General features: G+C 45.0%; 16 protein-coding genes. 8 read left to right on the forward strand and 8 right to left on the reverse strand.

Features of this window, described 5'->3' with window-relative positions:
- Positions 1-14 precede the first annotated feature (14 nt).
- Both QZW47_RS19940 and QZW47_RS19945 read right to left on the reverse strand, forming a co-directional pair.
- Positions 15-167 carry a hypothetical protein gene (locus QZW47_RS19940; protein WP_293130264.1) on the reverse strand — a complete coding sequence of 51 codons (153 nt, stop codon included), beginning with the start codon at positions 165-167 and terminating at the stop codon, positions 15-17.
- 739 nt (positions 168-906) lie between these two features.
- A complete protein-coding gene (locus QZW47_RS19945) occupies positions 907-1,791 on the reverse strand; it encodes a 4-hydroxybenzoate solanesyltransferase (RefSeq protein WP_293130267.1) in 885 nt (294 codons plus the stop codon).
- Between the two features lie 284 nt (positions 1,792-2,075).
- On the opposite strand from QZW47_RS19945, the gene QZW47_RS19950 reads away from it, so the two are divergent.
- The 3 genes from QZW47_RS19950 to QZW47_RS19960 all read left to right on the forward strand — a co-directional run bounded on the left by QZW47_RS19950 (position 2,076) and on the right by QZW47_RS19960 (position 6,906).
- Complete coding sequence (locus tag QZW47_RS19950; protein ID WP_293130270.1) at positions 2,076-3,692, forward strand: Ppx/GppA phosphatase family protein; 1,617 nt, start codon at positions 2,076-2,078, stop codon at positions 3,690-3,692.
- Positions 3,693-4,480: 788 nt separating this feature from the next.
- Positions 4,481-5,032, forward strand: coding sequence for a transposase (locus QZW47_RS19955; RefSeq protein WP_293130273.1), 552 nt, complete (start codon positions 4,481-4,483; stop codon positions 5,030-5,032).
- A 440-nt stretch (positions 5,033-5,472) separates the two neighbouring features.
- Positions 5,473-6,906 (forward strand): YdiU family protein, encoded by a 1,434-nt coding sequence (locus QZW47_RS19960; RefSeq protein ID WP_293130276.1) that lies wholly within the window; start codon positions 5,473-5,475, stop codon positions 6,904-6,906.
- Positions 6,907-7,279: 373 nt separating this feature from the next.
- On the opposite strand, the gene QZW47_RS19965 is transcribed toward QZW47_RS19960, so the two are convergent.
- From QZW47_RS19965 to QZW47_RS19980, 4 genes are all read right to left on the reverse strand, one after another.
- On the reverse strand, positions 7,280-9,472 hold the full coding sequence (locus QZW47_RS19965; RefSeq protein ID WP_293130279.1) for a serine/threonine-protein kinase: 2,193 nt from the start codon (positions 9,470-9,472) through the stop codon (positions 7,280-7,282).
- Positions 9,473-9,605: 133 nt separating this feature from the next.
- A complete protein-coding gene (locus QZW47_RS19970) occupies positions 9,606-11,801 on the reverse strand; it encodes a tetratricopeptide repeat protein (protein WP_293130282.1) in 2,196 nt (731 codons plus the stop codon).
- Between the two features lie 18 nt (positions 11,802-11,819).
- Positions 11,820-12,011 (reverse strand): hypothetical protein, encoded by a 192-nt coding sequence (locus QZW47_RS19975; RefSeq protein WP_293130285.1) that lies wholly within the window; start codon positions 12,009-12,011, stop codon positions 11,820-11,822.
- 10 nt (positions 12,012-12,021) lie between these two features.
- Positions 12,022-12,222 carry a hypothetical protein gene (locus QZW47_RS19980; RefSeq protein WP_293130288.1) on the reverse strand — a complete coding sequence of 67 codons (201 nt, stop codon included), beginning with the start codon at positions 12,220-12,222 and terminating at the stop codon, positions 12,022-12,024.
- Positions 12,223-12,461: 239 nt separating this feature from the next.
- Here QZW47_RS19980 and mnmE point away from each other — a divergent pair, with 239 nt between their 5' ends.
- The 3 genes from mnmE to QZW47_RS19995 all read left to right on the forward strand — a co-directional run bounded on the left by mnmE (position 12,462) and on the right by QZW47_RS19995 (position 15,613).
- Positions 12,462-13,847, forward strand: coding sequence for a tRNA uridine-5-carboxymethylaminomethyl(34) synthesis GTPase MnmE (gene mnmE / locus QZW47_RS19985; protein WP_293130291.1), 1,386 nt, complete (start codon positions 12,462-12,464; stop codon positions 13,845-13,847).
- Between the two features lie 85 nt (positions 13,848-13,932).
- On the forward strand, positions 13,933-14,559 hold the full coding sequence (locus QZW47_RS19990; protein ID WP_293130294.1) for a DUF4433 domain-containing protein: 627 nt from the start codon (positions 13,933-13,935) through the stop codon (positions 14,557-14,559).
- A gap of 19 nt (positions 14,560-14,578) precedes the next feature.
- On the forward strand, positions 14,579-15,613 hold the full coding sequence (locus QZW47_RS19995; protein WP_293130297.1) for a macro domain-containing protein: 1,035 nt from the start codon (positions 14,579-14,581) through the stop codon (positions 15,611-15,613).
- 35 nt (positions 15,614-15,648) lie between these two features.
- On the opposite strand, the gene QZW47_RS20000 is transcribed toward QZW47_RS19995, so the two are convergent.
- Positions 15,649-17,187 carry a SagB/ThcOx family dehydrogenase gene (locus tag QZW47_RS20000; RefSeq protein WP_293130374.1) on the reverse strand — a complete coding sequence of 513 codons (1,539 nt, stop codon included), beginning with the start codon at positions 17,185-17,187 and terminating at the stop codon, positions 15,649-15,651.
- Between the two features lie 228 nt (positions 17,188-17,415).
- Here QZW47_RS20000 and QZW47_RS20005 point away from each other — a divergent pair, with 228 nt between their 5' ends.
- Positions 17,416-17,937 (forward strand): pentapeptide repeat-containing protein, encoded by a 522-nt coding sequence (locus QZW47_RS20005; protein ID WP_293130300.1) that lies wholly within the window; start codon positions 17,416-17,418, stop codon positions 17,935-17,937.
- A gap of 340 nt (positions 17,938-18,277) precedes the next feature.
- A complete protein-coding gene (locus QZW47_RS20010; RefSeq protein ID WP_293130303.1) occupies positions 18,278-18,604 on the forward strand; it encodes a hypothetical protein in 327 nt (108 codons plus the stop codon).
- A 364-nt stretch (positions 18,605-18,968) separates the two neighbouring features.
- Here QZW47_RS20010 and QZW47_RS20015 read toward each other — a convergent pair whose 3' ends face one another.
- Positions 18,969-19,139, reverse strand: coding sequence for a twin-arginine translocation signal domain-containing protein (locus tag QZW47_RS20015; protein WP_293130306.1), 171 nt, complete (start codon positions 19,137-19,139; stop codon positions 18,969-18,971).
- Positions 19,140-19,256 lie beyond the last annotated feature (117 nt).

Consider the following 19,256-nt stretch of genomic DNA (forward strand, 5'->3'; position numbering starts at 1 on the left):
CAGAATTGAAGAATTCAATCTCCTAAAATACTTGCTTGCCTCGAAGCGCGATCGCCCGGGCTAATTTCCTTAACCCAGAGGTATGGGGTATCGATGGGGTCAGTTTTGCCCGCAAAGTCGATCGAGAAATAGTTGTCGTTGAGATTCCCGATAGAAGTAGTAGACATGGTGCACCTGGATTGATAATTTTTTATGGATTAAATCAGCGGGCATAGCAAAGAAATTGCCAAGCAACAGCACAACAGCGGGCGAATGCAACTGAACGAGCAAAAGTTTACAAAGTCCTTAAACTCGCTGGATTTTCGTCTGCTATTTACCTATCAGTCGTGACCCGGATTTTTTATGCGGGTTGTAATAAAACTTTACAAAAAACCTCGATCGCCTAACAATTCAACACTACCGACTAAGGAGAGTAGACTGTTCGACATTTATTTTTTTCGTATAAAAATTTTATCTGTAGCCACTTTTACACACGTAGTAAACTTTACGTATTTTTTTATACTTATTTGTTTAAGTTGATTGCGTCTGGGATACAAGAATATTATCTGGTTTGCATAAGCCAGCGCATCCGCAATATGTAGTAAAACTCTAGGCCAATTAGCTTAATTGCCCAGCAACAGCAGCCGTAGGGTGCGTCGCCATAGATAATCCCTCAATAAAAATCGACAATCTGATAGCGACGCACCTGACAAACAGGGTTGTTTCTAATCTGGGATGGCACGGTGCGTCGCTGTGAGATTGTCGCTCTTTATGCAAGACTCTTCGAGGCGACGCACCCTACGAATACTTGGCTTCTCAACCAGAATCTAGGTAAACCCGCCCGCACTCACTCAACCAGAATCTAGGTAAACGGCACTTTATCAGCTAAAAAACATCAAAGTGTAAGGGTGATTCCTGTACAAAAAATCAAAAAATCTCACCAACAATCATCCCCGCCAATATTACAAACCCAACCCAAACATTTTGGCGAAATATTTGACCGTAAACAGGCTTAGGAATATCCGTTTTTCGCAGTTGACTGTACTGCAAAAACCACAGAACTGCCGCCGCACAAATTGCTATCCAAAAACCGACGTGCAAGTGCAGATTGATTCCCATTGCTGCTAACAAACCGACGGTACCAACAAAGAAAAAACCCACAGCGTTAGTTACATTTTTTCCGAAAAATATGGCGCTGGAATTCACGCCTAAACGCAGGTCATCTTCTCTGTCGCTCATCGCGTAAACTGTATCAAATCCCATTGTCCAAAACACGACGGCTCCCCATAACAGCCAAGTTGCTAATTCTAATTTGTTGACGGCGGCACTCCAACTAATTAAAACTGCAAATCCCCAGGCTATTGATAATACTAATTGCGGCACTGGAAAAAATCTTTTTGCTAGGGGATAGCAGATAATTATCGGTACAGCCGCAACGCACAACCAGAAACTTAAAGGATTGAGATAAAGTGCAAGAATCGCCGCGCAAGCAAAGGAGATTAAGGCAACTCCTATTCCAGTTTGCACGGTGAGGGCGCGGGATGCTAGCGGGCGCGATCGCGTTCTTTCTACTTCTGGATCGATATCGCGATCCCACAAGTCGTTAATCACGCATCCGGCGGCACTTGTGGCTAGGGTGCCCAATACGATCACACCGACTAATGCAGCAGGCGGTCTCCCGTGTGCTGCTAAAAAGACGGCCCACAGGGCTGGTATCATTAAAATTAGCCTTCCTGCTGGTTTGTCCCACCTCAAAAGCTTTGCGACTGTTAGCAATGTGGATTCGGTTGGGCGATCGGACTCTTGAAGCATTTTAATCTCTAGATTTTAGGTTTTTAACTTTAAATCTTATCAAATTTTAGGCAGAATTACCTCATACAGGAGATTTCAGGTCGATCGAGTACACATCAAAAACCCGGAGGGCGGGCACGGGGGCACCGCCCCTACTGCAAACCGATTTTTTTGTACTTTACTTACCTGAAGAACTAGGTAAAAGTCTTATCCACTCAGCAGTTCCCGATTTTTGTTGATTTAATATGATGCTTAACTGGATTCGTGAAATAATCATAAATATCTGTCAACCCTGATACACTCCTATGGTTAATTCACTTGCTGCTGCGGAGTCAAATCGTATTATTGCCGCTATTGATATGGGTACTAACTCGTTTCACATGGTGGTGGCGCGCATCGATCCGAAATTGCCTGCGTTTGCGATTATTGCTAGAGAAAAAGATACGGTTCGGTTGGGCGACTGTGAGGCTAAAACAGGGTGTTTGAAGTCTGAGGTTATGGAAAGGGCGATCGCCACTTTGCGCCGTTTTCAAGATATTGCTAAAACTTTTAATGCTGAACAAGTCATCGCTGTAGCTACGAGTGCGGTTCGAGAAGCCCCTAACGGGCGCGATTTCCTCAAACAAGTTACTGACGAATTAGACTTGAATGTGAGCTTGATTTCAGGACAAGAAGAAGCCCGGAGAATTTATCTCGGCGTGCTTTCTGGGATGGAATTTAACAATCAATCCCAGGTAATTATTGATATTGGTGGCGGTTCTACCGAGTTGATTTTAGGAGATAGTTCGGAACCGCGCTGTCTCACGAGTACCAAAATTGGTGCTGTGCGCTTAACAGGAGAATTTGTCAAAACTGACCCGATTAGCCGGGAGGAGTTTGCCTATTTGCAAGCTTATATTCGGATTTCGCTGGAAAGACCGATCGACGAATTGCGATCGCAGTTCAAGATAGGCGAAGAGTTGCGCTTGATCGGTACTGCGGGAACGATCGAAACTTTGGCTGCAATTAACGCTCGCGAAAAGTTGGGAACAGTGCCCAGCCCGCTAGCTGGATATCAGTTAAGTTTAAAGGATTTGCGCGATTTAGTCAATCGTTTCCGCAAACTTTCCTACTCCGAAAGGCTGGCCATTCCGGGAATGTCGGACAAGCGGGCGGAAATTATTCTGGCGGGCGCTTTGATTTTGCAGGAAGCGATGATACTCTTAGACATGGAATCGCTCACGGTGTGCGATCGATCTTTGAGAGAAGGCGTCATTGTTGACTGGATGCTAAGCCGCGGTTTGATAGAAAACCGCTTGCGCTATCAAGGTTCAATCCGCCAGCGCAGCGTTATGCACATGGCCGAAAAATATCAAGTTAACTTAGAACAAAGCCAAAGAACCGCAGAATTTGCGCTGAATTTGTTCGACCAAACCCAAGGAATTCTGCACAATTGGGGCAGCGAAGAACGCGAGTTGCTGTGGGCGGCATCGATTCTGCACAACAGCGGTTTGTACGTCAGTCATTCGGCACACCACAAGCATTCTTACTATTTAATTCGCAATGGTGAATTATTGGGCTACACTGAAACCGAGATTGAAGTAATTGCCAATATAGCTCGCTATCACCGCAAAAATCCTCCTAAAAAGAAGCACGATAATTTTGTAATTCTTCCGAAAAAATACCGGGAAGTTGTTAGTAAATTGCATCCTTTTCTGCGGTTAGCCGTAGCGTTGGACAGGCGGCAAATTGGCGCGATTGCTGATTTTAAATGCGAACACCGCCCGGAAGTTCGAGAATTTCACTTGCGGCTGGAGCCTCTCACTCCTGGGGACGATTGCGCTTTAGAAATGTGGAGTTTGGATTATAAAAAGCCGTGTTTTGAGGATGAATACAATCTCAAATTAGTCGCAACTTTAGAGCCGACTTTGGTTACAGTTTAAATACCAGCCAGAGCAACTGTAAGGTGCGTCAGGGGAAAAAATCAGGAAAGTGAGAAAAAATGCAGCCCTGACGCACCCGACAATAACGACAATAACCAACCGTAGGGTGCGTCAAGCGAAAAAATCAAGAAAGTGAGAAAAAATTTAGTCCTGACGCACCCGACAATAACGACAATAACCAACCGTAGGGTGCGTCAGGGGAAAAAATCAGGAAAGTGAGAAAAAATGCAGCCCTGACGCACCCGACAATAACGACAATAACCAACCGTAGCAGCCCTGACGCACCCGACAATAACGACAATAACCAACCATAGGGTGCGTCAAGCGAAAAAATCAAGAAAGTGAGAAAAAATGCAGCCCTGACGCACCCGACAATAACGACAATAACCAACCGTAGGGTGCGTCAGCCGAAGATCATCTGTCTGTCGTCACAACATTCACTCCTGACGCACCCTACAATAACAAACCGTAGGGTGCGTCAGGCAAAAAAATCAAGAATGTGAGAAAAGATACAGCCCTGACGCACCCGACAATAACAAACCGTAGGGTGCGTCAGGCAAAAAATCAAGAATGTAAGAAAAGATACAGCCCTGACGCACCCAACAATAACGACAATAATAAACCGTAGGGTGCGTCAAGCGAAAAAATCAAGAAAGTGAGAAAAAATTCACTCCTGACGCACCAGACAATAACCAACCGTAGGGTGCGTCAGGCAAAAAAATCAGAAATGTGAGAAAAGATACAGCCCTGACGCACCCGACAATAACGACAATAACTAACTCAATCTTATGTCGAACTACCGAAGAACCAACATACCAGGAGCAACCTACTTTTTCACCCAAGTCACTTATCAAAGAATTCCTTGGTTATGTCGCGATATTGCTCGCGAATCTTTACGAAAATCCCTCCTCCGAGTCCAGCGACTTTACCCTTTTTCAATTGATGCAATTGTTCTATTGCCAAATCACATACATTGTATTTGGACGCTACCAGCCCGTGATAACAACTATGCAACTCGTTGGCGATTCATTAAAACCTTTGTCACTCATGAATGCGCTAACCAATTAGGAATAAAAGCCGAAATCAGCCAATCTCGACAAAAACGTAAAGAAAGAAATCTTTGGCAACGAAGATTTTGGGAACATTTAATTAGAGATGAAGCAGACTATGCTAATCATTGCAATTATATTCATTACAATCCAGTCAAACATGGTTTATGTCATTCGCCCAAAGATTGGCAATATTCTAGTTTCCATCGATTTGTTGCCGAAAGCATTTATCCTGAAGATTGGGGAGCAAATGACATCCCAGATATTCCGGCACATATCGGTCACGAGTAGTCTGTAGGGTGCGTCAGCCGAAGATTCTCTGTCTATCGTTAAAAATTTTTACAACTGACGCACCCTACAATAACTTACCCTCGGGTGCGTCAGACGGAGATTATCTGTCTATCGTTAAAAATTTTTACAACTGACGCACCCTACTATAACTAACCGTAGGGTGCGTCAGACGCAGATTATCTGTCTCTCGTCAAGATATTTTACAACTGACGCACCCTACCATAACTACAATAACTAACCGTAGGGTGGGTCAGACGGAGATTATCTGTCTATCGTTAAAAATTTTTACAACTGACGCACCCTACTATAACTACAATAACTAACCGTAGGGTGCGTCAGGTGAAGATTATCTGTCTATCGTCAACATATTTTCCAACTGACGCACCCTACAATAACTACAATAATCGCCCATTTCAACAATTTCAACATAAAATAGACAAATGTCCAATCCTTTACTTTCCCTCAACTACGAGCCCGCCCTCGAATCCCTCGGCGGCGACTACTTCGATGAAGTCCCGGCGGCCGACTTTCCGCAGCACATCCTCCGCTTCCGCAACGACCAATTATTGCCCACCTTGGGTTTAGATCCCGCACAAGTAACCGACGAAGATTTCATCCAAGCATTCGGCAAATTTCACTGCGTGCGTCCCTTTCTCGCACTCCGCTATCACGGCTATCAATTCAACGAATATAACCCGAATTTAGGCGACGGTAGAGGCTTTTTGTACGGTCAAGTTCGCGGTACTGATGGCAGACTTTACGATTTCGGTACTAAAGGTTCCGGTCGCACTCCCTACTCGCGCAGCGCTGATGGTAGACTCACTCTCAAAGGGGGAGTTCGCGAAGTTTTGGCCGCCGAAGCTTTGCACCGATTGGGAGTTCGGACATCTCGCTGTTTTAGTTTAGTTGAAACTGGGGATGCTTTGTGGCGAGGCGATGAACCTTCTCCGACGCGATCGTCTGTGATGGTGCGTTTTAGCCACTCTCACATCCGATTTGGCACTTTTGAAAGACTAAATTATATCCGCCGCCCGGATTTAATTAAAAAACTTTTAGATTTTGTAATTGAATATTATTATCCTGAGATTCATTTAGAATCTAGCAATTCTGGTGTTTCGCCTGCGGAAAAGTATGCGCTTTTTTATGCGGATTTAGTCAAGCGTGTAGCTGAATTGGTCGCTCAGTGGATGGCGGCAGGTTTTTGCCACGCTGTGCTGAATACTGATAATATGTCGATTACTGGTGAAAGTTTTGATTACGGGCCTTTTGCGTTTATTCCAACTTATGACCCGAAATTTACAGCGGCTTATTTTGACTATTACGGTCTTTATTGTTACGGGAATCAACCGTTTATTTGTCACGGGAATTTGGAGAAGCTTCAGCAACCGCTAGCAGCCGCTATTCCTCAAGCTGATATGGATGCTGCTTTGGCTAAGTTTGGTGAGTATTATAATGCTGCTTACCGCCAGTTGATGCTGCGTAGATTGGGCTTTGAGGATTTGCCTGAGGCGGATGGTGATGAGCTTTTGAAGCTGACAATTAAGATGCTGGCGGAGTCTCAAGTTGGTTATCACGATTTCTTTTGGGAGTTGCGGAGACAGTTCCATCGCAGTTGGCGAGATGATGTCAATCAAATTTTTAGCGAAGCGGAATCAACGGAATTGCTAGCACCTTGGGCGCAGTTTTATTGTCACGTTTTGCAAACTTTGTCGGCGGATGATATGGACAAGATGACTCAGATATTGTGCAAGCATAATCCTGAACAATCGCTGTTGAGGCCGACGATTGAGGCTGTTTGGGAACCCATTGCTCTTGAGGATAATTGGCAACCTTTTTATGATTTGGTTGAGCGAATTCAAAATCCAGAGGGTTGATATACACTAATCAAAAAGGTTTGTAGTGAGGACTTTAGTCCTCTGGAAAGAGCGGACTAAAGTCCTCACTACGAGCCTATGAAAAAGGTTTGTAGTGAGGACTTTAGTCCTCTGGAAAGAGCGGACTAAAGTCCTCACTACGAGCCTATGAAAGCCTATGAAAAAGGTTTGTAGTGAGGACTTTAGTCCTCTGGAAAGAGCGGACTAAAGTCCTCACTACGAGCCTATGAAAAAGGTTTGTAGTGAGGACTTTAGTCCTCTGGAAAGAGCGGACTAAAGTCCTCACTACGAGCCTATGAAAAAGGTTTGTAGTGAGGACTTTAGTCCTCTGGAAAGAGCGGACTAAAGTCCTCACTACGAACCAGGGTGATGATTATTTGAGTTTGTCAATTTCAAATTGTGCGTCTTTGTAACCGCCAGTAAGTCCTTGATCGAGAAAGATTTTGCCCGCTTTTTCTAAGTCGCTAATTGCTCCTGCTTTGTCTCCCAAGGAGCGGCGCACCATTGCTCTACCGTAGTAAGCAGCAGCATAATTTGGATTGATCCGAATGGCTTGCACGTAATCGGCGATCGCACTATTGGAATTATTTAACTGCTGGTAAACCTTCGCCCGATTGGCGTAGGCTTCCGCATCGTTGGGATTGAGCGCGATTGCTGCGGTAAAATCTGCGATCGCCCCTTGGTTGTCTCCCGCTGCGTTGCGAGCCAAACCACGATTGCTCAAAGCATTATAATCATTGGGATTTATTGTCACCGCTTGAGTACAATCGGCAATTGCTTTTGGATAATCCTTTAAGTTTAAATAAGCTATGCAGCGATTGTTGTAAGCAACCGCATCTCGATCGCTCAGCGAAATTGCCTGACTGCAATCGTCAATTGCCGCTTGATACGCTGCCAAATTCAACTGCGTGCTGCAACGATTAGCGTAAGCATCTCCACTCTTGGGGTCGATCGCAATTACTTGAGAATAATCTGCCAAAGCTCCCTGATAATCTCCTAGGTGAAAGCGCGCTCTCCCCCGACTGTAGAAAGCTTTAGCATCCTTAGCATCGAGCTTAATTGCCTCAGTATAATCTCCAATCGCGCCCTGCAAATCGCTGCTCCCAGCCCGAGCCAACCCCCGCGAACTATAAGCTTTACCCAGGTTTGGCTGCAACCGAATTACTTCGGTAAAATCCCCAATTGCCGCCTTGTAATCTTGGATTTCTAAATAAGAAACTCCTCTTTCATAATAGGCATCAACATCGTTGGGCTGGAGCTTCAAAACCTGACTAAAATCCTCAATCGCTCCGCGCTTGTCGTTAAAGTCATGACGGGCTAGCCCCCGGTTAAAATAAGCCTTAAAATAGTTAGGATTCAGAGCTATCGTCTGAGAATAATCGGCAATTGCTTCTTGATATTTTTGTAAATCATAATTAGCATTACCCCGTTGATAAAAACTTTCAGCATTGTTAGGATTTAATTGAATAGACTTATTAAAAGCCTGCAAAGCTGCCGCCGCATCTTTATTGCGAGACTTTGCTAGTCCTTGTTCGTAATATTCCTGAGCTTTAATCGGATTCGGGCGGCTGCAATAGGTAAACAGAAATACCAGGGCGATGGCGCCGCAGCTAGCCAAAATCAGCCACCAAAAGCGCGTTCCCAAACGTGACAAATAACTATCAGCAGACAATAAGCTCGCAGAACTACTTTTCTTTTGAGCCGTATTCCCCGGCTCTAGCCGATGCCTCAGCTTGCTGAGAGCGGCCAAAACTTCATCAGCAGATTGATAGCGTTTGCCAAATTGGTGACACACCATTTTGTCAATTATATTTGCCAGTACCGGAGAACATTGAGTTCGGTTGCGCCAAACAATTTCCCCGGTATGAGAAGGACTGGGATCTTGCAATTTTGGTAAATCGGTTCCGGGTAAACCCGTGATTGCTTGGATGGCCATCATTCCCACCGCATAGATATCGCTGCTAAATTGCGGGTTCCCTTGAAATTGTTCGATCGGCATATAAGCCGGAGTGCCAGTTGCGATCGTGCGCGGAAACTCTGTATCGTAGTCGCTGACGTGATTGGCAACTTCTTTAACTGAGCCGAAGTCAATTAAAACTAATTTGCCGTCTGGTTTGCGGCGGATTAAGTTGGAGGGATTAACATCGCGGTGAATGACTCCCTGAGAGTGTACGAAGGCGAGAAGTTTTAACACTTCTTCTAACAAATCCAGCACTCGTTCTTCCCGCCAAGGTTGACCGGCCACAATTTCCCTATTGAGGGCGTGTCCGGGAACAAACTCTTCGACGAGGTAGAATTGATTGTTTTCTTCAAAATAAGCGAGTAAAAATGGAATTTGATCGTGTTTTCCTAATTTTTCTAATATTTCTGCTTCTTGTTTAAATAAGCGGTAAGCTGTTTTGAGAACTGTGGAAGTGTTGCTGGGAGGGCGGAGTTGTTTTACTACACATTGAGGGTGGCCTGGCCGACGAGTATCTACAGCTAAATAAGTTTGTCCGAAAGCTCCCGAACTGAGAATTTGCACTACGCGATAACGCCTGTCTAAAAGTTGACCAACCATGTTCATATCGATAATTGGGAATTTGTAATTTGTAATTGAAATTGGAAATTGTAAGTTGGAAATTGCTGATTTTGGCTGTTTCCTTTTTCCGTCTTGATTTGGCATTTTTTATAGTGACTGATGACTGATGGGTGATCGTTTATTTAAGCTGATTAATTTGTGCTTGTGCGTTTTGGAAGCCATCGGCTCTTCCTTGTTCTAGAAACAGGGTTGCAGATTTCTGAAAATCTTCGATCGCGCCAGCCCGATCTTTGAGTTGGCGGCGGACGAGACCTCGGCTGTAAAAAGCGGTAGCATTGTTGGGGTTGAGCCGCAGCGACTGAGCGAAATCCTCAACTGCTAAAGGGTAATTTTTCATTTCTGAATAAATAGTACCGCGATTGCTGTAAGCTACCGCATCGCTGGGATTGAGCCTAATTGCTTGCGTAAAATCTTCCACAGCCCCGAGTTTGTCTCCCGAAGCCTCGCGAGCTAATCCTCGATTGCTGTATGCTTTGGGATTGTTGCTGTTGAGTCCGATCGTCACGCTGCAATCTTCGCTGGCCTTTTGAAATTGTTTTAAATTTAGATGAGCAATGCAGCGGTTGTTGTAAGCTGCTTCATCTTTGGGAGCGAGGCTAATTGCTTTGGTGCAATCTTCGATGGCTTTGTCGTAGCTTGCCAAATTTAAGTAAGCGCTGCACCGATTGGTATAAGCATCAGCTTGGTTTGGTTCCAATTCGATCGCCCTACTGTAATCTTCCATCGCTCCTTGATAATCTGCCAGATTAAAGCGCGATCGACCGCGACTGTAGTATACGCCAGCTTGTTTGGGGCTAATTTGAATTGCTTGGGTAAAATCTGCCATGGCTCCGGTTTTGTCCCCCGAGGCCGATCGAGCTAAACCGCGATTGCTGTAGGCTGTAGCATCGTTGGGATTGAGCCGAATTGCTTGAGTGTAGTCTTCAATTGCGGTGCGAAAGTCTCCCAAATCGTAATAGGCTAAACCCCGCTGGTAATATGCTTCACCGTCACTAGGATTCAGCCGCAATACTTGGGTAAAATCTTCCACAGCACCCCGCTTGTCGCCGAGTTCGCGGTGGGCCAAACCTCGGTTGTAGATGGCTTTGGTGTGGCTGGGATTGACTTTTATTGCTTCGGTGTAATCTTGTATTGCTGGCTCGATCGCGCCGGTGTCGTAGCGAACGTTAGCTCGCTTGTAGAAAGTTTCGGCATCGCTAGCATTCAGGGCGATCGCTTGGGTATAATCGGCGATCGCGCCTGTTTTATCACCTTGCTGCGCTTTCGCCGAGCCTTGGGCGAGCAATTCTTTTGCCCTGGCAGGACTTTGACTGTGCCAAAAGTAAATTATGATTGCTGTCAAGATCCCAGCGGCGGGTATTGCAGCGAACAGCCACAGTCTCGCTGGGCGCTGTTTGGGCCTTTGACTCGCAGGCTTCCTGATGATAGTGGCTGGCGTTCGCCCAGCCTCCCATTTTATGGCGATTTGTTCGAGGTCTGCCAAAACTTCGGCGGCTTCCTGATAGCGTTCCTCGCTGTCGGAGTACACCATGCGAGCGATCGTATCTGCTAGGGCCGCCGAACAAGTCGCCCGAGTTCGCCACGGAATTTCGCCTTTGTTATTTAACGCACTCAGTTCCTGGGGCGAGAGTCCCGTCACGGCTAGCTGGGCTATCTTACCTAGAGCGTAGATGTCGCTATTGTAACAAGGGTTGCCTTGCGATTGCTCGATCGGCAGGTATAATTCCTGGCCCGCCAACTCCTGTTTTTTTCCCAAAGGCGATGTAACAGAGTTCGGTGAGGTTGGCGCTAACAAATGACTGTTAACGAGTTCCGGGTTAATTTCTTTATCTAAGCTAAAGTCAACCAACACAAATTTGCCGTCTGACTCTCGCCGGATCACTCTATCTGGTTGAATTCTGCGGTGAATGAAGCCGTTGGAGTGGATGAACACCAAAACTTCTAGTATGGATGATAGCAGAGCAATTACTTGGTCTTCTGCCCAAGGTTCACCGGGTATCAGTTCTTCGCTTAAAGGTTGACCGACAATAAATTCTTCAATTAAGTATAAACTTTGATTTTCCTCAAAATACGCCAATAATTCGGGTATTTTGTCGTGTTTTCCCAATTTTTCTATTATTTCTGCATTTCTTTGAAATATAATTTTGACTAATTCGGGAGTTTGCGAACTTGTGCCGGGTAGTCGCATTTCTCTAACCGTGCATTGCGGATACCCGGGACGGTGAGTATCTGCTGCTATATAAGTTTTTCCCACCTCACTCGAGTCTGTGACTTTAATGATGCGGTAACGTCTGTCTAGAAGTTGACCAATCATACTCTGCCCTCTACCCTGTTAATGTTCGATTATCGCATAAAATCTGGACAGGCTCTCACCTTTGGCTGAGCAATTTAAGTTCCCCCAAGTTGTGACTCCCGCCCAAAACGGATACTTGCTGTGGGAGGCTCGCCGCCATCCGCCAAAAATTTTAGCATCTCCTTCCAGCCCGAGATTCACGGCGTCGCAACTAAATTTCTGTTTGTTCAAGTCTTTAATCTCAAATCAACTGACTCGGGTTTTCGGGGCCTACCCATGCTGCAAGCTTCCCTAACGGATTGGCGATCGCAGCTCCCGGGGCGATCGCGCTTTCATAAAATTTGAGAAAAAAATTGCTCCACTTGTTTATCCTGTCAATGAGATATGTATAATTTAACAACCAGGTCACAGGTGAGTCAAACCAACGTATAACTAATTGCATCCTTAATTCAAATCATCTTGTCTCTGGCAGCCGACGAGCCATCAGCCAAGGTAGGAAAATTATTATAAAATATCTCTTGCCCTTCGACTCAGCAACTCGGGAAGTTAGACCAAAAAAGCGGGAATATTTGATGTTTTTAATCACAAACCAGAGATTTATACCCGAGAAGAGCGATCGGCAATTTCCATATCTTCAAAAACAGGAGATTGAGGTCAATATTAAATGTGTGAACAAGAAAAATGTCTGAATCACTAACCAAAGGAGGAACGATCGCAGCGATCGCCACCGCCATAGTTCCGCAACAAGGCAGCGTCGGCATTGTGCGACTTTCCGGCGATGCCGCCTTAAAAATTGCCGCCACCCTGTTTCGCGCCCCAGGACGGCAAATTTGGGAGTCTCACCGCATTCTTTACGGTAACATCCGCCACCCCAAAACTCAAGAAATGGTCGATGAAGCTTTGCTGTTAATCATGAAAGCGCCGCGTTCTTTCACCCGCGAAGATGTGGTGGAATTTCACTGTCACGGCGGGATTGTGGTGGTGCAGCAAGTGTTGCAGTTGTGTTTGGAAAACGGCGCGAGATTAGCCCAGCCGGGAGAGTTTTCGCTCAGGGCTTTTTTGAATGGAAGGCTCGATTTAACTCAAGCTGAAAGTATTTCTGATTTAGTCGGAGCTCAATCGCCCGCTGCTGCACAAAGTGCTTTGGCCGGTTTGCAGGGAAAATTAGCCCAGCCCATTCGCCAATTGAGAGCAACTTGTTTGGACGTGCTGGCAGAAATTGAGGCGAGAATTGATTTTGAGGAAGATTTGCCGCCTTTAGATGAAGCTCAAACTTGTTTGGAAATAAAGCATATTTTGAACGAATTGTCAAGGATTTTGGCAACGGCTGATCGCGGTGAATTGTTGCGAAGCGGTTTGAAAGTGGCGATTGTCGGGCGCCCGAATGTGGGAAAGTCGAGTTTGTTGAATGCGTGGAGTAAGAGCGATCGGGCGATCGTCACAGATTTGCCGGGAACGACGCGAGATGTGGTAGAGTCGCAGCTAGTTGTGGGCGGCATTCCGGTGCAGGTGCTCGATACTGCGGGGATTCGGGAAACCGAAGACAAGGTGGAAAAAATCGGCGTGGAGCGATCGCGCGCCGCAGCAAAACAAGCCGATTTAGTATTATTGACAATTGACGCAGCCTCTGGCTGGACAGAGGGAGATTCCGAAATTTACGAGCAAGTAAAACACCGCCCGCTGATTGTAATCATCAACAAAATCGACCTAGTAAACACCATCCCCGAATTACCTTTTTCGTCGGCAATTCACCCGACTCTTACCGCAGCAGCAGCCCTAGAACGAGGCATAGAAGACTTAGAAACTGCCATCTTAGATACCGTCAGCGGCGGAAATTTGCAAGCAGCAAACTCAGACTTAGCAATCAACCAGCGGCAAGCAGCAGCCTTAACCAGAGCTAAAATTTCCCTGGAAGAGTGCCAAGAAACTATTAGCAATAAATTGCCTTTAGATTTTTGGACAATAGATTTGCGCGGCGCCATTCAAGCATTAGGAGAAGTTACGGGCGAAGAAGTAACAGAATCAGTCCTAGATCGAATATTTAGCAGATTTTGCATTGGGAAATAGGGATGGTAAAAAATTATGTCTCCTTAACTGCCAAAGGGATATTACAATTATGAGTTCAACCTGAAAAACAACAACAAATAGATCAGTGCAATTACCAATCTACCACATCACTCACATTCACAATCTAGAATCTATTATTTCTGAAGGTGGATTGTTAGCATACAACGCAATGCGTATGGCAGGCACTCAGTACACTAATATCGCCTACGAGAACATCCAAGATCGTCGTGCTAGAATCCGCGTTCCCTGCGGTAGAGGCGGCGTACTACACGATTATATTCCATTTTATTTTGCACCGCGTTCTCCGATGTTATATACGATTAATAAAGGCAATGTAACCAGCTACACTCAAGGTCAAGCAGCAATTATTCACCTCGTTTCTGATGCAATTGAAATAGAGTTTAGGGGTTTAGATTTTGTTTTCACTGACGGTCATGCAATCATGACATTCACCGAGTTTTTTGACGATATCCACGATTTAGAGCAGCTCGACTGGCATATTATGAAAGACCGTTACTGGCAAGACACAAACGAAGACAACGATAGAAAGCGCAGGCGTCAAGCCGAGTTTTTAGTTCACAACTTTCTGGAATGGGAGTTAATCGAAGAAATTGGGGTGATCGATTCGACAATCAAAGCACAAGTAGAGAATGTTTTACAAAATTTTACACACAAACCACCCGTAATAGTGCGTAATAATTGGTATTATTAAAATAAAAAGTAGCAAAAAAGTGATTAAAATCAAAGAAGGCAACCTTTTAGAAGCAGATGCAGAAGCCCTAGTCAACACAGTTAATTGTGTGGGAGTTATGGGCAAAGGAATTGCCTTGCAGTTCAAGCAGGCATATCCGGAAAACTTCCGCCAATATTCCAAGGCTTGCCGCGCTGGTGAAGTGCAGCCGGGCCGAATGTTTGTAGTATCTTCGGGCAATTTATTTAATCCTCGATATATTATTAATTTTCCGACGAAACGCCACTGGAGAGGCAAATCAAAAATCGAAGATATTCAAACTGGACTAACAGCTTTGATTCACGAAGTCAAGGAATTAGGTATTACTTCTATTGCCGTTCCTCCGCTGGGTTGTGGGAATGGTGGTTTGTCTTGGAAGACAGTCAAACCGCTAATTGAATCAGCTTTTGCGGAAATACCAAATGTGCAAGTTTTGCTGTTTGAACCGCAGGCTGCTCCCCAAGCCGATTCGATGTTGGTTTCTACCGAAAAACCCCAAATCACTCGCGCTCGTGCCTTATTTATTAGTTTGCTGGAATTGTACGGAATTCCTGGCTATCGGTTGACGATGCTGGAAATTCAAAAGTTAGCTTATTTTCTTCAGGTAGCAGGTGAACCGCTAAGATTACATTATGTAAAAGAAAAGTACGGGCCCTATGCAAATAATCTCAATCATGTTTTGCAGAAGCTGGAAGGACATTATATTAGAGGTTACGGAGATCGAAGCCGAGAGGCACAACTTTATGTATTGTCTGAAGGTAAGATAGCTGCACGGGAATTTTTAGATAATGCTGCTGATGCTAGTGTTAGACTAGAGCGTGTTAGCGCTTTAATTAATGGTTTTGAAACTCCTTATGGGATGGAATTGTTGGCAACTGTTCACTGGGTTGTTTCGGAAAATCGGGAGACTGCTGAGGATTCCGAAAGAGCGATCGAACTTGTACGCGAATGGAACATTCGCAAAAGCGAACTATTTAAGCCTCAACACATTCGCAAAGCGTGGCAGCGACTTCACGAGCAGAGTTGGTTTGTTTAGGATAACTTCTGCTGCTGAAACGATCGCACTAAAATTCACGCTCGCGGTCTTCCCAGCGTTGTAATATAAAGCACAGCTTCCCCCGCAGGAATACCGAGAACGTCATTCACGCGATCGTCAAAAAAGCCCGCAATACCGCTGACACCCAAACGCAGTTGAATCGCTGCTAAGTTCAACCGCTGGCCCAAATGACCCGCGTCCATGTGCAAATATCTATAAGCGCGATCGCCATATTTTACTACAGCTCTTCTCAAATCCGCCGTGTGAAACAACAACACCCCCGCATCTCTACCCAAATCTTGCCCCAAACACAAATAGTGCAGCTCCCTGCGGAAATTTTTAAACCGAATTTGCCGCAATTCTTGAGCTTTTGGAGCGTAATAATAACAACCTTCTTCTAACCCATTCACTCCCGAAACAGCAATAAAAGTCTCAATCAAACTTAGATCGAAATAGTCGGGAGAACTGTCTAATCCTTGGTCGATATAGTGCTGCGTTTGGTAAGTAAAATCTAGCACAGCTAGCAGTTCGCCCAAGCTCAAAGAAGCACCTGTATAAGCACGAGTAGAACGTCTTTTGAGCATGGTATCTTCTAAAGTCTCCAGGTTTACTCCCCAAGGAATCGAAGGTGTGACCGTCGAAACTTTAGTACAAAATGGAAAGTTATATTTATCCTCTAAATCGCCTTCACTTTCATCAAGCTTCCAGCCATCTACTCCGGTAGGGTCTGATTGTAACTGGGTCGCTTTGTGGAGATAGCCTAAGAGTTCACCTTCGGAAATTCGCGGATAATCTGTGGTGGTGTTTCCGGGCAGAGCTGTTTTAAATTTTGGCAAGTTTTGGTCGATATCTAGCAAGTCGGCTAAAGCAATTACACAAATCGCTCCTTCTTGCTCCGAGTCGATGTATAGTAATTGATTGATCGCTGCGTCTGCGAATCCTCCAATCAGGTGAGGTCGGTAATCGTTGATGGCGCAAGCTAACTCGATGTTGCTCAATAAATGACCCGTGTCGAGAAAAATTCGCCGGTAAGCTCGGTCTTCGTAACGCCAAGAAGAACGGAAGAAAACAGTAGTAACGGCGATCGCCAATTGGGTATTTTCTAGCACTGGCGAGCCGAAACAAGCGGTTTGCAACGCAGCCCAAACCTCGCTATCCCAAAAATGAACCAGCGAATGAGTTCGGCACTGATAGTTGTAGAGTCCGGCAGGCAAATAGGGCGTACCGCGAGAGATTAAATAAACCTCTGCTGGGTAGAGCCCGCCCGCCGAGGGTGCCGATCGCAAATACAGGTAGCTGTCGTCTACCGTCTGCACTTTCGCCGTCAAGCCGTAGCTGCACAGCAACAAGCTAGACAAGCGGTGCCACCAAGCCGCATCATCCGAGGCATTTGGATCGTCAGAGGGGTCTTTTAGATAAGGCTTGAGGTCAAAATACGCGCCAATTTTATATTCTTTGAACGGAACGGGTTGCTCTGTCCAATCTAGCTGTCTGCTTTTGGCAGCAAGGGTTTCGGGATCGTATTTCGTCCGTTCGTGGTAGTGTTCGGCAATGGAGATGGGAAGTTCTGGCATATTTGAGTAGAGGCTCGGCTTTGGTTTGTTTATCGATCTTGACATTCCTGACGGCTTACTGGTCGAGCAAGGCAGAAATTTACAAATATAAAAAAAATCTTAGAAAAAATGCGATCGTTGTTACACAAGCTTAACATACTAGGAAGCCTAAGTATAAATACGCAAAATAATAAGCATTAATTATCGTTATAAATTGACTGCAATAGCTGACGTAAGAAAAAGATGAAAATGCAAAAGCTAAGCGCTGAGCAATTGCTCGCTCAGTATTCTGATGGTGAGCGAAATTTTGAGGCAGTTGACTTAAGTGAAAATAATTTATTTCAAGCAGATTTGGCAGAAATAAACCTTTCTGGTAGCGTGATGAGGCGAACTTATTTGCCCTACGGAAATCTAACTCAAGCCAATCTTTACAAAACTCAGTTGCAGGATGCTGAGTTGGGCGATATTCAACTTTATCAAGCCAATTTGTCGGAAGCTAACTTGGAGAAAGCCAATTTATCAAGAGCTAATTTGCGCCATGCCAATTTGCAAGGTGCTAATTTGCAGAAAGCGAATTTACAAGGTGCGGATTTGTACAATGCCGATTTGACGAATGCCGATTTGAGATATGCTGATTTGAGCCGGACTAATTTGGAGAAAGCAAAGTTAACCAAAGCTCAGTTAGCTGGCTGCAACTTATTTCGATCGCGCTTGGTTGATTTGTCGGAGGCTGAGTGCGATCGCACTACCATCGGCCCAGAAGGATACTGATACTTCCGGGCAAGCGATCCTCTCAGTATATCCACTGAAACATAGATCGGTATGTCCGCAAAGAATACAACGCAGTCAAGTTAAACAATCCAAGAGGGCGATCGCAACTTGAGACTGCGCGACACAGTAACGGTTATTTGTAGCTAGCTACTCACCAAGAGGGCGATCGGCTTAAAACCTCGTGAAGCCTAGCTATCCCTACTCGTGAATCGCCCTTTTTAACTTTTCTTAACACCTCTCGACACCGCTGAAAATGTGAGTTAAAGTTATAGAAAAATTATCCCGGCAGAACATTGACAATAAATCAGAGACTTTTTCCCTGGAAAACAGGGTAAGATTTATGGATTTTCCTGACAAAAACGCCCGAGAAGTGCGGCACAAAAAACAAGAACTGCGGAAGCATCAACAAGAAATTCTGCTGGCGGAACTAGCAGCAGAAATCGAACGTTCAGTGCCAGCAGAGCTAATCAGCCAGGACAGTACAGCCGACATTCAAACTAACAACAAACTCCTACAGTGGCGCCGAAAAATATTAGGCGCAGCTCAATTTTTCGGCATTATTATTGCTGTTATAGTTCTAGTTCGCTTCGCATATTGGCTGGGAACAGCGTTGATAGTGGGAGGGATTGCTTTGATTGCTTACAAAATATTTTTAGAAGAAGAGTGATTTGTTGATAAAACTGTAAGTTATTGTAATATCTCAGAAATATGAGGTATGTCTGGTAATTGGTAATTTCAGCCGAAGAGCGAAGCCGAAGGCTGGTAATTGGTAATTGGTAATTGGTAACTGGCACGACATCAGAAGCCCAACGAACCAAGCTTTTGGGTGATTACCGATTACCCCAAACATACCTCATATTTCGCTCTAACTGCTATATCTAAGACGCACAGCCCGCACCAGATAGCTATAAATATTGGAAACAACAACTTTTTGCATAAATCCTGAGCGAATTACTTGTTTTTGCAGCCAAAGTAAACCATCAGAAACAACCACGAACCTCAAAGTACAAACTAGCAGCTTTCTCAACGATTTAGAGCGAATATCCGCCGTGCGCCGAGAAATTGCCGATCGCAGTCGGAGCTTGAGCAACTTCACTTTCAGCTAACACCGGTTTCAAAAAGCCTTCGGAAGCCGCCAATCCTGCTGCAACTAAACCCGAAGCAGAAGTTACCTTTAAAAACTCGCGCCTGCTGATACCCACAAATCATCTCTCCTTGTTTGAAAACACTATAATCCACTAAGTATTAGAGAAAAAAATACCCAAAGTTCTCTTTAACGAATTTGCCTAAGGTATTACGCAAATTCAAGAATTGCGTCT

It is taken from the genome of Microcoleus sp. bin38.metabat.b11b12b14.051 (genome assembly GCF_013299165.1).
In the GTDB taxonomy this organism is placed as follows: domain Bacteria; phylum Cyanobacteriota; class Cyanobacteriia; order Cyanobacteriales; family Microcoleaceae; genus Microcoleus.

Coding starts and splice junctions, on each gene's coding strand:
- QZW47_RS19940 (WP_293130264.1), bottom strand. CDS start 167: ATGTCTACTACTTCTATCGGGAATCTCAACGACAACTATTTCTCGATC.
- QZW47_RS19945 (WP_293130267.1), bottom strand. CDS start 1,791: ATGCTTCAAGAGTCCGATCGCCCAACCGAATCCACATTGCTAACAGTC.
- QZW47_RS19950 (WP_293130270.1), top strand. CDS start 2,076: ATGGTTAATTCACTTGCTGCTGCGGAGTCAAATCGTATTATTGCCGCT.
- QZW47_RS19955 (WP_293130273.1), top strand. CDS start 4,481: ATGTCGAACTACCGAAGAACCAACATACCAGGAGCAACCTACTTTTTC.
- QZW47_RS19960 (WP_293130276.1), top strand. CDS start 5,473: ATGTCCAATCCTTTACTTTCCCTCAACTACGAGCCCGCCCTCGAATCC.
- QZW47_RS19965 (WP_293130279.1), bottom strand. CDS start 9,472: ATGAACATGGTTGGTCAACTTTTAGACAGGCGTTATCGCGTAGTGCAA.
- QZW47_RS19970 (WP_293130282.1), bottom strand. CDS start 11,801: ATGATTGGTCAACTTCTAGACAGACGTTACCGCATCATTAAAGTCACA.
- QZW47_RS19980 (WP_293130288.1), bottom strand. CDS start 12,222: ATGCAATTAGTTATACGTTGGTTTGACTCACCTGTGACCTGGTTGTTA.
- mnmE (WP_293130291.1), top strand. CDS start 12,462: ATGTCTGAATCACTAACCAAAGGAGGAACGATCGCAGCGATCGCCACC.
- QZW47_RS20000 (WP_293130374.1), bottom strand. CDS start 17,187: ATGCCAGAACTTCCCATCTCCATTGCCGAACACTACCACGAACGGACG.
- QZW47_RS20005 (WP_293130300.1), top strand. CDS start 17,416: ATGCAAAAGCTAAGCGCTGAGCAATTGCTCGCTCAGTATTCTGATGGT.
- QZW47_RS20010 (WP_293130303.1), top strand. CDS start 18,278: ATGGATTTTCCTGACAAAAACGCCCGAGAAGTGCGGCACAAAAAACAA.